The sequence below is a fragment of the Saccharothrix sabaoui genome (assembly GCF_051756985.1).
GTDB lineage: Bacteria > Actinomycetota > Actinomycetes > Mycobacteriales > Pseudonocardiaceae > Actinosynnema.
Genome location: NZ_JBPKJK010000037.1, coordinates 34,215 through 48,217, shown reverse-complemented (window position 1 = coordinate 48,217; position 14,003 = coordinate 34,215). Strand labels below are relative to the sequence as shown.

Here is a 14,003-nt window from a genome sequence, read left to right as displayed (position 1 = left end):
GCCGGTCCCGGCCGGCGGCACCGGGGCGCGCTACCCCGCCCGCGCCAGGACCCGCACCACGCCGAGGGCCGCGACGGCGGCCGTGAGCAGGGCCGTCGCGAGCAGCAGCCCCGCCCCGGGTCGGGTCCCGCGACCGCACAGGGCCCGCCCGCGCCGTTCGGCGGCGGCCCACAGCAGCCCGGTCGCCACCAGCCCCGCGCCGCCCGCCCACGGTCCCACCGGCGGGTCCACCAGGCGCACCGCGACGAGCGAGCCGGCCACCAGCGCGAGCGCGGTGCGCCGCCACGCCAGCGCCGTCCGCTCCGGTTGCAGGCCGGGGTCGCGCTGCGGCGGCACGTCAGCCGACCAGCACGGCGACGGCCACGAGCACCGCGACGGCGGCGACCCCGAGCGCCAGCGGCGCGGCGGGCAGCGGTGCCGGGAGCGGGTCGCCGCGGCGCATCGCGCGTTCCGCGCGCGCCCACCCGGACCAGGCGTGCAGGGCCGCCGCGAAGCCCAGCACGAGCAGCAGCGCGGAGGCGGCCAGGCGCAGCCCCGGGTGCGGCGGCAGGGACAGGGCGTCGAGCGCGACGCCGCCCGCGATCAGCGCGAGCGAGGTGCGCACCCAGGCCAGGAAGGTGCGCTCGTTGGCGAGGCTGAACCGGGGGTCGGGCTCCGCGCCGTCGCGGTAGACCCACCGGGGGAAGCGCCCGCTCTCCGGGTGGTCGTCCGCCGCACGTCGTCGCACCGGACCGGAGGGTACCGGCCGGGGCGCGCGCTCACCGGGCCAGGCCGGTCCAGCGGGCCAGCAGGAGGGTGGCGTCGTGCCCCGGCGGCGCGTCGGCCCGCAGCGCGCCGAGCAGGCGCCGGGTCGTCTCCGGCGGCGTGGTCACCGCGGCGGCCTCCGCCCGCAGCAGGTCCGCCAGGCGGTCCGGGGCGACGCGCCCGGTCAGGCCGTCGGTGTGCAGCAGGAGCCAGTCCTGCCTGCCCAGCACCGACTCGCCGACGTCCGGCGGGCCGGTCGGCGGGTGCCCCAGCGGCGGTCGGGCGCCGTCCGGCAGCGGGAGCACGGTCCGGGCCGCGCGCAGCACGAGCGGCTCCGGGTGGCCGGCGTTGACGTAGCGCAGCCGTCCGGAGCGCAGGTCCAGCTCCGCCAGCACGCCGGTGGCGGAGGTGCCCCGCCCGAAGTGCGAGCCCAACGCCTCGTCCACGGCCCCGGCCTGGTCCACGAGGTCGTGCCCGGTCCGCCGGGCACGGCGGTAGGCGGCCAGCGCGGTGGCCGCGGCCAGGCCCGGTTCGGGGCCGTCGGCGGTGAAGACCGCCAGGCCGGCCGCGGTGTCGGAGAGGGTGTAGTCGAACGCGTCGCCGCAGCGCCCGGACGGCTCGTGCAGCGCGCTCACCCGGAACGGGCCGGACGCGCCGGTGAGCGGCGGCAGCAGCGCGCCGACCAGCTCCGCGGGCACCGGGCGCGGCGGGTCGCCGCGGTGGTCGACGGCGTCGCCGAACCGGCCGAGGGCGACGACGAGCCGCCCGAGCAGGCGCGACACCCACCGGCACTGGGTGCGCAGGCCGGGGTCGTCCAGGTCGTCCTCGGCGCACGCGACCTCCAGCACGCCCAGCCGCGCCACGCCGTCCACCAGCGGCACCCACAGCCGCGACCCGGCGGCGCCGCGGGCGCCCACCGGCTGCCCGGTGCGGTAGGCCCGCCCGGCGGGCGTGGTGCCCAGCTCCATCCCCGGACCACCGCCCGCCAGCGCGAACAGGCAGCGCTGGTCGCGGTCGACCAGGTGCACGACGATCCCCACGCCGAGCACCCGGCCCGCCGCCCCGGCCAGGGCGGCCACCCGGTCGACGGACGCGGTCTCGGCGTCCTCGATGAGCCCGACCAGCGCGGTCAGGGGTCGGCCGCGCGGCTCGGGGTCGCGCACCTCGCGGTTGTAGGGCACCCGGTGGAGGCGGGCGAGCTCGTCGAGCCTCTCGTTGACCACGTGCGCCAGGACGTCCCGGTCGAACCGGGGCAGGTCCATCAGGCCGCTGAGGTACGCCTCGATCTCGGTGAGGCCCACGTCGCCGCCGAGGGAGAAGTACCGCATCCACAGGTCTTCGAGCGGCATCTCGGTGCGCCGCGCCGCGTGGGCGAGGGCTTCGCGCTGGTGGTCGTGCCGGTCGGAGAGCACCCGGCCTCAGCGCTTCGCGCCGGGCGGACCGCACGGCGGACCGGTCACCGCGGTGGACAGCACAGCCGGCCCCTCTTCCCGGAACAGGACGTGCGGCACCGCCTCACCTTCCGCTCACCGACCTGCTGTTCCCCGCCGGGGGGTGGCGCCAAACCTCGTACCGCGAGCACCACCCTGATGCCGAGGTGGCACTCCGAGTGGCGGTGAAGTGTCGATGTGGTTACGGTGGGTTCGTGGGTTGAGACGACAGCCTGCTCCGAACAGGGCCCGGTGGGCCTTCCAGGAGAGGTCGTGTCATCACGTGAGTCGTCTCCCACGCCGCGAACCGGCACAGCGCATCACCCTCACGGAGGGGGTGCGCACGCCGTGAAGGTCGCGATGGTGTCGGTCGACGCCAACCCCCTGTCCGTCGCCGCGCCCCGTCCCGTCGGCGAATCGGTCGAGCGCGTCGCCGACCTGTCGGCCGCGCTGGCCGCGCTCGGCCACGACGTGGTCGTGCACACCCGCCGCGACTTCCCCGACGCGCCCGAGCGGGTGCCCGCCCGGCAGGGCTACGACGTCCTCCAGGTGGACGCCGGGTCACCGGGCGCGGAAGCGGACCTCGACGCGTTCACCAGGGCCCTCCACCGGCGGTGGTCGGTCGACCGGCCGGACGTCGTCCACGCCCACGGGTGGGCCTCCGGCCTGGCCGCCGTGCTGGCGGCCCGGCGGTTCGACGTGCCCGTGGTGCAGGACTTCCACGGGCTGGGCGTGCTGCGGCAACGCCTGGGCGCCCCGGTCGAGCGCCGGCGCGCCGGCACCGAACGGCTGCTCGCGCGCGAGGCGGCGCGGGTGCTGGCCGCCCACACCGCCGAGCTGGACGACCTGGTGCGCGCGGGCGTGCCCAGGCAGCAGGTGTCCGTGGTGCCGCACGGGGTGGACGTGGAGAGGTTCACCCCCGACGGTCCGGTGGCGGGGAAGCGCCTGGCCCGGCGCGTGCTGTCGGTGGTCGGCCTGCGCCCCGGCGACGGGGTGGACGACCTGGTCACCGCGCTGCGGGCGGCACCGGACACCGAACTGGTCGTCGTGGGCAGCGCGGTCGCCGGCCCCGAGGCGCTGGAGGAGCGGGTGCGCCGGTTGCGGCAGCACGCGCTCCGGTGCGGCGCGGGCGACCGCGTGCGCCTGGTCGGCCCCGTGCACCGCGCCGCGTTCCCGGCGCTGCTGCGCTCGGCGGACGTGCTGGTCACCGTGCCGGACGAGGTGGAGAGCACCGCCGTCGCGCTGGAGGCGATGGCGTGCGGGGTGCCGGTCGTCGCCACACCCGCCGGCGGCATGGCCGACGTGGTGGTCGACGGCGTGACGGGCCTGCTCGTCCCGCCCGGCGACGTCAGGGCGCTCACCGGCACCCTGCGCCAACTGCTGTCCGACCACGCCCGCCGCGACGCGTACGGCACCGCGGGCGCGGACCGGGTGGCCTCCCGCTACGCCACCGCCCGGGTCGCGCAGGACGTGGAACGCGTCTACCTGCGGGTCACCGGCCTCGACGAGGTGATGCCCCTCGTCGAGGAGGGCATCGACGCCGTGGGGTAGGGCATGTCCGCCACGTCACCCGTCACGCCCCCGGTCGGCGTGGCGGGTGGCGTGCAGGAAAGCGCCGACCAGGAGCAGCAGCAGGCCGGCGAACACCAGGGGCAGCGCCAGCAGCAGGCCCAGCACCACGCACTCCACGCCCAGGCACACCAGGCCTGCGAGGAAGCACCGGCGGCGCGTCACCGGCACCCGGGCCGGGCGGCCCGAGAGCAGCGCGGCCAACCCCGGGTCGGTCCTCGTCAGCCGCCGTTCGATCCCGCGGAGCTGGTCCCGAACGTAACGCGCGTCCACGCCGACCTCCCTCGGTGCCCGGTCTCGCTTACCCGTCCCGGCGCCGTCGATGCCGGGGCTCACCCGTCGGTGTCCCGGGAGCCACCTGCCCGGTGGCGGCGGTCCGCTCGACCGGGCATGGTTCGCGGCGGCAGCGGGCACTCCAGGGATCACCGAGCAGCGGAGGCGACGACATGACTGGTGCCGAGTCGCGGGGCGACCGGCCGGCGGACCTGGCCGGGACGCGGCACGACCTGGCGGTGCGGCTGAGCGAGGTCGCCCAGGACCTCCACGCCCGGAAGGGCACGCAGGAGACGTTGGACGAGATCGTGCGCGCGGCCGTGGGGACCATCCCGGGCGCGTGGCACGCCGGCCTGATGACCGTGGTGGGCAGGCGGGAGATCCGGACCGTGTCGGGCACCGGCGACGTCGTGTTCGAGGTGGACCGGTTGCAGTACGAGGCCGGCGAGGGACCGTGCCTGACCGCCCTGTTCACCGAGAAGGTGGTCAGCGTGCCGGAGCTGGCGGCGGACGCGCGGTGGCCGGTCTTCGGGTCCCGAGCGCACGCGACCGGCGTGCACAGCATGTTGTCGTTCCAGCTCTACGTGCGCGACGACGACCTCGGCGCGCTCAACCTCTACTCCCCCGACGAGCGCGGCTTCGACGAGGACTCGCGGCACGTCGGCGTGCTGTTCGCCAGCCACGCGGCCGTGGCGATGGCCGACGCGCGCAAGGAGGAGCACCTGACCGAGGCCGTGCACACCCGCGACCTGATCGGCCAGGCCAAGGGCATCCTGATGGAGCGCCACAAGCTGACCGCGGACCAGGCGTTCTCCGTGCTGGTGCGGGTCAGCCAGCAGAGCAACACCAAGCTGCGCGACCTGGCGCAGCAGCTCGTCGAGACCGGCCGGCTGACCCCCGCGGCACGCTAGGCGAGGTGGGCGAGGAGGCTGCGGCGGGCGGAGTCGACGTGCTCCTCCGCGACGCGGGCCAGCGCGTCGGCGTCACCGCCGCGCAGCAGGGCCACCAGCTCCCGGTGCTCGGCGACGACCCGCGCCCGGTAGTGGGCGTGGCCCAGGGTGATCCGGCGGAGCTGGAACAGGCGCACCTGCGAGCGGACGGCGTGCCACGCCGCGGTGAGCCTGCGGTTGCCGGCGGCGGCGTAGACCGCGTCGTGGAAGGCGATGTCCAGGGCGAGCAGGCGCGGGCCGTCGCCACCGCCCGCGAGTTCGCCCGCCATCGCGTCGACCAGCCCGTCGAGCAGCGCCAACTCCTCGTCGCCCGCCTTGCGCAGCGCGGTCGTCGCGGCGAGCCGGTCGAGCGCGGCGCGCACCGTGTAGACCTCCTCGACGTCCTCGGCGGTCACCTCCACCACCGTGGTGCCGCGGTGCCACGCGCTGTGCACCAGCCCCTCGCGTTCGAGCAGGGCCAGCCCTTCCCGCACCGAACCGCGGCTGACCTCCAGCGAGGCGGCCAACTCGACCTCGCGCAGCGGCGCGCCCGGCGGGAAGTGGCCCGCGAAGATGGCGTCGCGGACGCGGTCGGCCGACTCCTCCGCGAGCCCGCGTCGGGTGGCCTTCGGCAACGGTGTGCTCATGTCGTAATGTTGACATCAGGTCATCACCCGGTCCACCGTGGGAGCACCACCCCACTCCCGGAGGAGCGCCATGAGCACCCGTCCCGCCTTCCACCTGGCCATCCCGGTCGACGACCTCGGGAACGCGCGCGCGTTCTACGGGGACGTGCTCGGCCTGGCCGAGGGGCGTTCGTCCGACACCTGGGTCGACTGGGACTTCCACGGCCACCAGGTGGTGACGCACGTCGTCCCCGCCGCGTCCGCGCGGGCGGGCAGCAACCCCGTCGACGGGCACGACGTGCCGGTGCCGCACTTCGGCCTCCTGCTCACCGTCGACGGCTTCCACGCCCTCGCCGACCGGCTGCGCGCCGCGGGCACCGCGTTCGTCATCGAGCCCTACCAGCGGTTCGCGGGCGAGCCGGGTGAGCAGTGGACGATGTTCCTGCTCGACCCGGCGGGCAACGCGCTGGAGTTCAAGGCGTTCCGCGACGAGTCGCAGGTGTTCGCCAAGTGAGGGGCGTGCTCGTCACCGGGGCGTCGCGGGGCATCGGCCGGGCGACGGCGGGCGCGTTCGCCCGGCTCGGCGACCGGGTGGCGGTGCACTTCGCGCACGACCTCGCCGCCGCCGAGGAGACCCTGGCCGCGCTGCCCGGCGAGGGCCACGTGCTGGTGCGCGGCGACCTGGCCGACCCCGACGCGGCGCGGCGGGTCGCCGAGGAGGCGGGCGGGGCGCTGGGCGGCGTCGACGTGCTGGTGAACAACGCGGGTGTCGCGCCGACGCCGGAGACCGCGCACCCGGTGACCGGGGTGTCCTACGAGCACTGGCAGCGGGTGTGGCGGCGGACGCTGGACGTCAACCTGCTGGGCGCGGCCAACCTGACCTACTGGGTGGCCAACCACCTCGTCGCGCGGGGCGTGCCGGGGCGGATCGTGAACGTGGGCTCGCGCGGCGCGTTCCGCGGCGAGCCGGACGACCCCGCGTACGGGGCGAGCAAGGCGGCGCTGCACTCGTTCGGCCAGTCGCTGGCGCTGGCGCTCGCGCCGCACGGCATCGCGGTCGCCTCGGTCGCGCCGGGGTTCGTCTCGACGGACCGCCAGGCGCACAAGCTCACCGGCGCGACGGGCGACGCCGTCCGCGGCCAGAGCCCGTTCAACCGCGTGGGCACCCCCGACGAGGTGGCCGCCGCCGTCGTCTACCTGGCCTCCCCCGAGGCGACCTGGGCCTCGGGCGCGGTCCTCGACCTGAACGGCGCCTCCCACCTGCGCCCCTGACCCGCGCGCGTCAGGTCAGCTGGACGCCCACCACGCAGGTGTCGTCGTCCGTGTCCGCACGGCTGTGCGCCAGCAGGTGGTCCAGGCGGTCGTCCAGGGAGGTGACCTCGGCCGCGCAGTCGGTCAGCAGGTCGTCGAGGCACTGGTCGAGGTCGGTGTCGCGGCGCTCGATGAGGCCGTCGGTGTAGAGCAGCAGGGTGTCGTCGGACCGCAGCACCAGCTCGCCCTCCTCGTACTCGGCCTCCGAGATGGCCCCGAGCATGATGCCCCGCAACGTCGACAGCGCGGACGGCCGCCCGTCGCGGATCAGCACGGGTGGCGGGTGGCCGGCCCGCGCCCACCGCAGCACGCGGGTGTCCGGTTCGTACAGCGCGCACACCGCCGTGGCGAAGATGTGGTCGGTGAGGTGGTGCGCCACCAGGTTCAGCCAGCCCAGCAGCTGCGCCGGGCCCGCGCCCGTCGCCGCCAGGCCGCGCAGCGCGTTGCGCAGCACCACCATGCCGGTCGCGCCCTTGATGCCGTGCCCGGTGATGTCCCCGACCGACACGAGCACCTGCTTCGACGGCAGCACGACCGCGTCGTACCAGTCGCCGCCCACCAGGTGCTCCTGCTCGGCCGGTCGGTACCGCACGGCCACCCGCAGGTCGAACGCGTCGAACGACGGCGCGGTCAGCGGCATGATGGCCCGTTGCAGCTGGAGCGCGAGCCTGCTCTGCTCGGCCGCGTGCTGCTCGGTGTGCGCCAGCCGGTCGCGGGTGGCGGACAGCGCCACCTCGGTCCAGTGCTGCGCCGACACGTCCTGGTAGGCGCCGCGCACCGCGAGCAGGCGGTTCGCCGCGTCGACCACGGGTTCGGCGATGACCCTGATGTGCCGCACGATCCCGTCGTGCCGCTGGAACCGGAACGCCGCCGAGCCCGCCCGCCGGTGGTGCAGCACGGTGCGCAGGAACCGGGTGATGGTCGCGGTGTCGTCGGGGTGGCAGTGGTCGGGCAGCCCGGCCAGCGGCACGGGGTCGTCGGTCGGCTCCAGGCCGTAGAGGGCGAACAGCTGGCTGTTCCAGGTGATCCGCCCGCCGCCGACCTCCTCCTCGAACCCGCCGATCCGGCCGAGGCGCTGGGCGTGGTGCAGCAGGTCGGCCAGGCGGGTGGTCTCGTCCTCGACCCGCCACACGACGAGCACGCGGTCGCCGTGCCGGGTGATGCCGATCTCGGCGACGGCGGTGAGCGGCACCTGGTCGACCAGGGCGGTGAGCGTCATGCGCTCGGCGCGGAACGGCTCGCCGGTCGCGTGCACCCGCTCGACCTTGTCGAACAGCGCGCCCTGCCCGGCGGCGAGCGGGTACGCCTCCAGCAGCAGCATCCCGGTCACCGCGCCGCGCGGCCGGCCGGCGAGGTCGACGAACCGGGTGTTGGCGTGGTCGATGCGGAAGTCGGCCAGCTCCCCGGTCGGCGACAGGTGCGGGCGCAGCACGAACGCCGGGTCGAGCAGGCTGTCGGCGAGGTCGACCAGCTCGTCCGGGACGGGCGCGCCATACTCGGCGGGCGGCGTGGTGTCCAGCGTGTGCGCGCACAGCTCGGCCAGCGCCTCGACCTGCCGCCGGATCTGCGGTGGCTGCGGCGGCAGGGGGCGCGGCCAGCAGATCTCCAGCACGCCGACGACCCGGCCGCCGGACTCGGCGGGCGCGGCGACCCGCGCCCCGACCAGGTCGCGACCGCCGATCGACGGCAGGCCGGACTCGGCCAGCTCCGGCAGCCACACCGTCGACCGCTCGGCCAGCGCGCGGCGGGCGGGGGTGGCGACACCGGGCGGCACGTAGTGCCAGCGCCTGGCCTCCTCCGGCGCGAACCCGGCCGAGCCGCGCAGGGTCAGCGACGCGTCCATCGCCGCCGACCAGACGGCGACGGCGGTGGCGCCCAGCGGCGCCAGGGCGTGCTCGAACAGCGATTCCGTGACGGCCTGGGTGTCGCCCGCCGCCAGCGCGCCGCTCTCCGCGGTGCGCAGCCGGACGGCCGCCGACCGCGCCGGCTCGTAGGCCCCGGCCACGTCGGCCCGGTCGGCGAGCAGGTCGCCCGCCACCTCGGTGAGCCGGTCGCGCGCCGCCTGGTTGACCACGTCGGCGGCCAGTTCCAGCAGCCCGACGCCGGACTGCCCGGCCAGCAGCGAGAGCTGCCGGGACGCCTCCGCCGGACCGCACCCCAGCCGCTCGACCAGCACGCCCTTCGCCATCTCGATCAGCGCGCGCCCGTCGGCCACGGCGTGCGCCTCCCGCACCTCGCGGGACAGGCGCTCGACGGTCGCCGCCAGCCTGCTCAGTCCGGCGCCGCTGCCGGCGGGCGCGGTCTGCGCGCCGAGGGCGGCCGGGCCGGTCGGCGCGGTCGGCGCGCTCGGGGCGGGTGTGGTCAGCGGCGGTCCTGTGTCGGGCGTTCCGGGTGTGTGCACTCACGGTCTCCTCTGGGGCGGCGGGCGTCCGGGGGTCGGGCCACTAGCGGTCCAGCCACCGCTGCACGCACGTGACGAGGTCGTCGGAGTCGACCGGCTTGGTGACGTAGTCGTTGGCCCCCGAGTCGAGGCTCTTCTCCCGGTCTCCCGGCATCGCCTTCGCGGTGACCGCGATGATCGGCAGGTCGGCGTGCTGGGGCATGGCGCGGATGGCGGCGGTGGCGGCGTAGCCGTCCATCTCCGGCATCATCACGTCCATCAGGATCAGGTCGATCTCGGGGTGGGCGGTCAGCACGTCGATGGCCTCGCGCCCGTTCTCGGCGTGCAGCACGGCGATGCCGTGCAGCTCCAGGATGCTGCTCAGCGCGAACAGGTTGCGCGCGTCGTCGTCGGCGATCAGCACCGTGCGGCCGGTCAGCCCGCTCTCGTACGGCCGCGGCTCCGGCGCCCGCGCGTCCTCGTGCCGCACCAGCGGCAGGACGTCGCCGGGCACCTCGGCGGTCAGGTGCAGCGCGATCCGCTCGCGCAGCTCGTCCAGGCTGGACAGCAGCTCCAGCGGCCGGTCCGCCGCGCCGGACTGGAGCCTGGTCTCCTGCTGCGTGGTCAGCCGCCGGGTGTTGTGCGCCAGGACCGGCACGGCGCGCGCGCCGGCGTCGCCGTCCCTGGCCTCCAGGAACGCCAGCGCCTCGTCACCGGGCATGTCCAGCTCCAGCACCACGCAGTGGCACGGTTCGGCGGCCAGCACCGCGGCGGCCTCCCGGGCGTCCACGGCGGTGATCACCTCGACCGGCCCGCGCGGGTCGTTGCTGTCCGCGAGGTCGGTGACGGCGCTCTGCGCGACCAGCGACAGCAGGCCCTGGGGCCGCTCCTCGATGACCAGCAGCCTGCGCTTGTGCGGCTGCGGGGCGGCGGGCTCGACCGGGGTCGGGTCCTGCGCGGCGGGCAGCGCCGCCGGTTCGCGGACGTGCTCGACCGGGGGCAGCTCCTGGAACTCGGGGCGCGCGACCGGCAGGTAGAGGGTGAACGTGCTGCCCTTGCCCAGCTCGCTCTGCGCGGTGACCACGCCGCCGAGCAGGTAGGCGATCTCGCGGCTGATGGACAGGCCCAGGCCCGTGCCGCCGTACTTGCGCGAGGTCGTGCCGTCGGCCTGCTGGAACGCGCCGAAGATCGACTCCAGCTGCTGCTCGGCGATGCCGATGCCGGTGTCGACGACGCGGAACGCCACGGCCTGGCCGTGCCGCCGCACCGACGAGGGCAGCTCGGCGGCGTCGGCCGGTTCGATGTGCAGCTCCACGCCGCCCGCCTCGGTGAACTTCACCGCGTTGGACAGCAGGTTGCGCAGCACCTGCCGCAGCCGCGAGTCGTCCGTGAGCAGCTCGGCGGGCACGCCCGTCGCGGTGGTGATGCGGAACCCGAGGCTCTTCTGCGTCGTCATGGGCCGGAACGTGGCCTCGACGTAGTCCAGCAGCTGGCGCAGCGCCACGCGCTCGGGCGTGATGTCCATCTTGCCCGCCTCGACCTTGGACAGGTCGAGGATGTCGTTGATCAGCTGGAGCAGGTCCGAGCCCGCCGAGTGAATGATGCCCGCGTACTCCACCTGCTTGGGGGTCAGGTTGCGGGTCGGGTTCTGGGCGAGCAGCTGCGCCAGGATCAGCAGGCTGTTCAACGGGGTGCGCAGCTCGTGGCTCATGTTGGCCAGGAACTCCGACTTGTACTTCGAGGCCAGCGCGAGCTGCTTGGCGCGCGCCTCCAGCTCGGAGCTGGCCTGCTCGATCTCCAGGTTCTTCCGCTCGATGTCGCGGTTCTGCGACACCAGCAGCGCGGCCTTCTCCTCCAGCTCCGCGTTGGACTCCTGGAGCTGCTCCTGGCGCTTCTGGAGCTCGCTGGACCGGGTCTGGAGCTCGGCGGCCAGGCGCTGGGACTCCTCCAGCAGCTCGTCGGTGCGGGCGTTGGCCACGATGGTGTTGACGTTGACGCCGATGGTCTCCATCAGCTGTTCGAGGAAGTCGCGGTGGATCGGGGTGAACCGGTGCACGGACGCCAGCTCGATGACGCCCAGCACCTGCCCCTCGACCACGATGGGCAGCACGACGAGGTCGCTGGGCTCGGTCTGCCCGAGCCCGGAGGTCACCGAGACGTAGCCGGGCGGCACCTCGTCGACCGCGATGGTGCGCCGGCTGCGCGCGGCCTGGCCCACCAGCGACTGGCCGAAGCGGAAGCGGGTGGGGCGGGCGTCCGGCTCGTCGTCGCCGTACGGCCCGCCGTAGGAGGCGATCAGGCGCAGCTCGGGCTTCTCCGGCGCGTCGTCGGACAGGTAGAACGCGCCGTACTGGGCGGAGACGAGGGGCGCCAGCTCGTCCATGATCAGCTCGGCGACGACCTCCAGGTCGCGGCGGCCCTGCATGAGCCCGGAGATCCCGGCCAGGTTGGTCTTGAGCCAGTCCTGGTCGCGGTTGGCCTTGGTGGACACGCGCAGCGATTCCACCATCGAGTTGATGTTGTCCTTCAGCTCGGCCACCTCGCCGGAGGCGACCACCGTGATGGACCGGGTCAGGTCGCCCGCGGCGACCGCGCTGGTGACCTCGGCGATGGCGCGCACCTGGCGGGTGAGGTTGCCGGCCAGCTCGTTGACGTTCTCGGTGAGCCGCTTCCAGGTGCCGGAGACGCCCTCGACCTCAGCCTGGCCGCCGAGCTTGCCCTCGCTGCCGACCTCGCGGGCCACGCGCGTGACCTCGTCGGCGAACGACGAGAGCTGCGCCACCATCGTGTTGATGGTGGTCTTGAGCTCCAGGATCTCGCCGCGGGCGTCGACGTCGATCTTCTTGGACAGGTCGCCGAGCGCGACGGCGGTGGTGACCTGGGCGATGTTGCGCACCTGGTTGGTCAGGTTGTTCGCCATCGAGTTGACGTTGTCGGTGAGGTCCTTCCAGGTGCCCGCCACGTTCGGCACGCGCGCCTGGCCGCCCAGGATGCCCTCGGTACCGACCTCGCGGGCCACCCGGGTGACCTCGTCGGCGAACGCGGACAGCGTGTCCACCATCGTGTTGATCACGCCGGCCAGCGCGGCGACCTCGCCCTTGGCCTCGACGGTGATCTTCTGCGACAGGTCGCCGCGCGCCACCGCCGTCGCGACCTGCGCGATCGACCGCACCTGGCCGGTCAGGTTCGACGCCATCACGTTGACGTTGTCGGTCAGGTCCTTCCAGGTGCCGGACACGCCGCGCACCGTGGCCTGGCCGCCGAGGTTGCCCTCCGTGCCTACCTCGCGCGACACGCGCGTCACCTCGTCGGCGAACGCGGAGAGCTGGTCGACCATCGTGTTGATGGTCTCCTTCAGCTCCAGGATCTCGCCGCGCGCGTCCACCCGGATCTTCTGCGACAGGTCGCCCCGCGCCACGGCGGTGGTGACCTGGGCGATGGAGCGCACCTGGGCGGTGAGGTTGTCGCCCATGACGTTCACCGACTCGGTGAGGTCCTTCCAGGTGCCCGAGATGCCCTTGACGTCGGCCTGGCCGCCGAGCCGGCCCTCGGTGCCGACCTCGCGGGCGACGCGGGTGACCTCGTCCGCGAACGAGGAGAGCTGGTCCACCATCGTGTTGATGGTGTTCTTCAGCTCCAGGATCTCGCCGCGCGCGGTCACGATGATCTTCTGCGACAGGTCGCCCCGCGCCACCGCCGTCGCGACCTGCGCGATCGACCGCACCTGGTCGGTCAGGTTGCCCGCCATGAAGTTCACCGAGTCGGTGAGGTCGCGCCACGTGCCCGAGACGCCCTTCACGTCGGCCTGACCGCCGAGGATGCCCTCGGTACCGACCTCGCGGGCCATGCGGGTGACCTCGTCCGCGAACGACGACAACTGGTCCACCATCGTGTTGATGGTGTTCTTCAGCTCCAGGATCTCGCCGCGCGCGTTGACGGTGATCTTCTGCGACAGGTCGCCCTTGGCGACGGCCGTGGTCACCTGGGCGATGTTGCGGACCTGGTCGGTGAGGTTGCCCGCCATGAAGTTCACCGAGTCGGTGAGGTCGCGCCACGTGCCGGACACGCCCTTCACGTCGGCCTGGCCGCCCAGCCGCCCCTCGCTGCCCACCTCGCGCGCCACGCGCGTCACCTCGGCCGCGAACGACGAGAGCTGGTCGACCATCGTGTTGACGGTCTCCTTCAGCTCCAGGATCTCGCCGCGCGCGTCCACGTCGATCTTCTGCGACAGGTCGCCGCGCGCCACCGCTGTCGCGACCTGCGCGATGTCGCGCACCTGCGAGGTCAGGTTGCCCGCCATGGCGTTCACCGAGTCGGTGAGGTCCGCCCACGTGCCGGAGACGCCGGGCACCTCGGCCTGGCCGCCGAGCCGGCCGTCCGTGCCGACCTCGCGCGCCACGCGCGTCACCTCGGAGGTGAACAGCGACAGCTGGTCGACCATGCCGTTGAAGACGGTGGCGATCTCGCCGAGCAGCCCCCCGGAGTCGTCCGGCAGCCGGGTGCCGAAGTCGCCGTCGCGGACCGCGGTCAGCCCGGCCAGCAACTGGCGCAGCTCCGGCTGGTCCGCGGCGTTCGCAGCCTGTCTCGTCGTCCGCTTGGCGGCGGTCGAGCCGCCTCCGACCGTCGTTCCGGCCATGCCACCCTCGTTCCTCGCCGAACCCGCGCAGAGATGCGACAAGCGCCCGCTCTGAGTTGAACGGGCGCTTGCGTCCCGGCAACCGTACACGCGACGGGCCGCCAC

Annotated in this window: 11 protein-coding genes; 4 read left to right on the top strand and 7 right to left on the bottom strand. The window is 74.6% G+C overall.

Features of this window, described 5'->3' with window-relative positions; genetic code table 11:
* Positions 1-30 precede the first annotated feature (30 nt).
* From ACR807_RS14280 to ACR807_RS14270, 3 genes are read right to left on the bottom strand one after another with little or no spacing between them, the layout of a single operon-like run.
* Positions 31-336: a DUF202 domain-containing protein gene (locus ACR807_RS14280; protein WP_438921776.1), complete on the bottom strand. Its 306-nt coding sequence runs from the start codon at positions 334-336 to the stop codon at positions 31-33.
* 1 nt (position 337) lies between these two features.
* Entirely contained in the window at positions 338-727 is a 390-nt protein-coding gene (locus ACR807_RS14275; protein WP_438921775.1) for a YidH family protein, read from the bottom strand.
* A 31-nt stretch (positions 728-758) separates the two neighbouring features.
* On the bottom strand, positions 759-2,156 hold the full coding sequence (locus ACR807_RS14270) for a PP2C family protein-serine/threonine phosphatase (RefSeq protein ID WP_438921774.1): 1,398 nt from the start codon (positions 2,154-2,156) through the stop codon (positions 759-761).
* A 366-nt stretch (positions 2,157-2,522) separates the two neighbouring features.
* On the opposite strand from ACR807_RS14270, the gene ACR807_RS14265 reads away from it, so the two are divergent.
* Positions 2,523-3,725 (top strand): glycosyltransferase, encoded by a 1,203-nt coding sequence (locus ACR807_RS14265; protein ID WP_438921773.1) that lies wholly within the window; start codon positions 2,523-2,525, stop codon positions 3,723-3,725.
* Between the two features lie 15 nt (positions 3,726-3,740).
* On the opposite strand, the gene ACR807_RS14260 is transcribed toward ACR807_RS14265, so the two are convergent.
* On the bottom strand, positions 3,741-4,016 hold the full coding sequence (locus tag ACR807_RS14260; protein WP_438921772.1) for a DUF3040 domain-containing protein: 276 nt from the start codon (positions 4,014-4,016) through the stop codon (positions 3,741-3,743).
* A 173-nt stretch (positions 4,017-4,189) separates the two neighbouring features.
* On the opposite strand from ACR807_RS14260, the gene ACR807_RS14255 reads away from it, so the two are divergent.
* A complete protein-coding gene (locus tag ACR807_RS14255) occupies positions 4,190-4,927 on the top strand; it encodes a GAF and ANTAR domain-containing protein (RefSeq protein WP_438921771.1) in 738 nt (245 codons plus the stop codon).
* Here the strand turns inward: ACR807_RS14255 and ACR807_RS14250 are convergent.
* A complete protein-coding gene (locus ACR807_RS14250) occupies positions 4,924-5,592 on the bottom strand; it encodes a GntR family transcriptional regulator (protein WP_438921770.1) in 669 nt (222 codons plus the stop codon). The two genes, ACR807_RS14255 and ACR807_RS14250, sit on opposite strands and share 4 nt — an antisense overlap.
* 70 nt (positions 5,593-5,662) lie before the next feature.
* On the opposite strand from ACR807_RS14250, the gene ACR807_RS14245 reads away from it, so the two are divergent.
* Both ACR807_RS14245 and ACR807_RS14240 read left to right on the top strand, forming a co-directional pair.
* Positions 5,663-6,085: a VOC family protein gene (locus ACR807_RS14245; RefSeq protein ID WP_438921769.1), complete on the top strand. Its 423-nt coding sequence runs from the start codon at positions 5,663-5,665 to the stop codon at positions 6,083-6,085.
* Positions 6,082-6,843 (top strand): SDR family NAD(P)-dependent oxidoreductase, encoded by a 762-nt coding sequence (locus ACR807_RS14240; RefSeq protein ID WP_438921768.1) that lies wholly within the window; start codon positions 6,082-6,084, stop codon positions 6,841-6,843. The genes ACR807_RS14245 and ACR807_RS14240 overlap by 4 nt, the downstream gene beginning before the upstream one ends.
* A gap of 10 nt (positions 6,844-6,853) precedes the next feature.
* Here the strand turns inward: ACR807_RS14240 and ACR807_RS14235 are convergent, their stop codons facing one another.
* On the bottom strand, positions 6,854-9,283 hold the full coding sequence (locus ACR807_RS14235; protein WP_438921767.1) for a SpoIIE family protein phosphatase: 2,430 nt from the start codon (positions 9,281-9,283) through the stop codon (positions 6,854-6,856).
* 43 nt (positions 9,284-9,326) lie between these two features.
* A complete protein-coding gene (locus ACR807_RS14230; RefSeq protein ID WP_438921766.1) occupies positions 9,327-13,898 on the bottom strand; it encodes a HAMP domain-containing protein in 4,572 nt (1,523 codons plus the stop codon).
* Positions 13,899-14,003: the final 105 nt, after the last annotated feature.

Bases quoted from the DNA above. Each gene is read 5' to 3' on its own strand.
- ACR807_RS14245 (WP_438921769.1), top strand. From the start codon at position 5,663: ATGAGCACCCGTCCCGCCTTCCACCTGGCCATCCCGGTCGACGACCTC.
- ACR807_RS14255 (WP_438921771.1), top strand. From the start codon at position 4,190: ATGACTGGTGCCGAGTCGCGGGGCGACCGGCCGGCGGACCTGGCCGGG.
- ACR807_RS14230 (WP_438921766.1), bottom strand. From the start codon at position 13,898: ATGGCCGGAACGACGGTCGGAGGCGGCTCGACCGCCGCCAAGCGGACG.
- ACR807_RS14250 (WP_438921770.1), bottom strand. From the start codon at position 5,592: ATGAGCACACCGTTGCCGAAGGCCACCCGACGCGGGCTCGCGGAGGAG.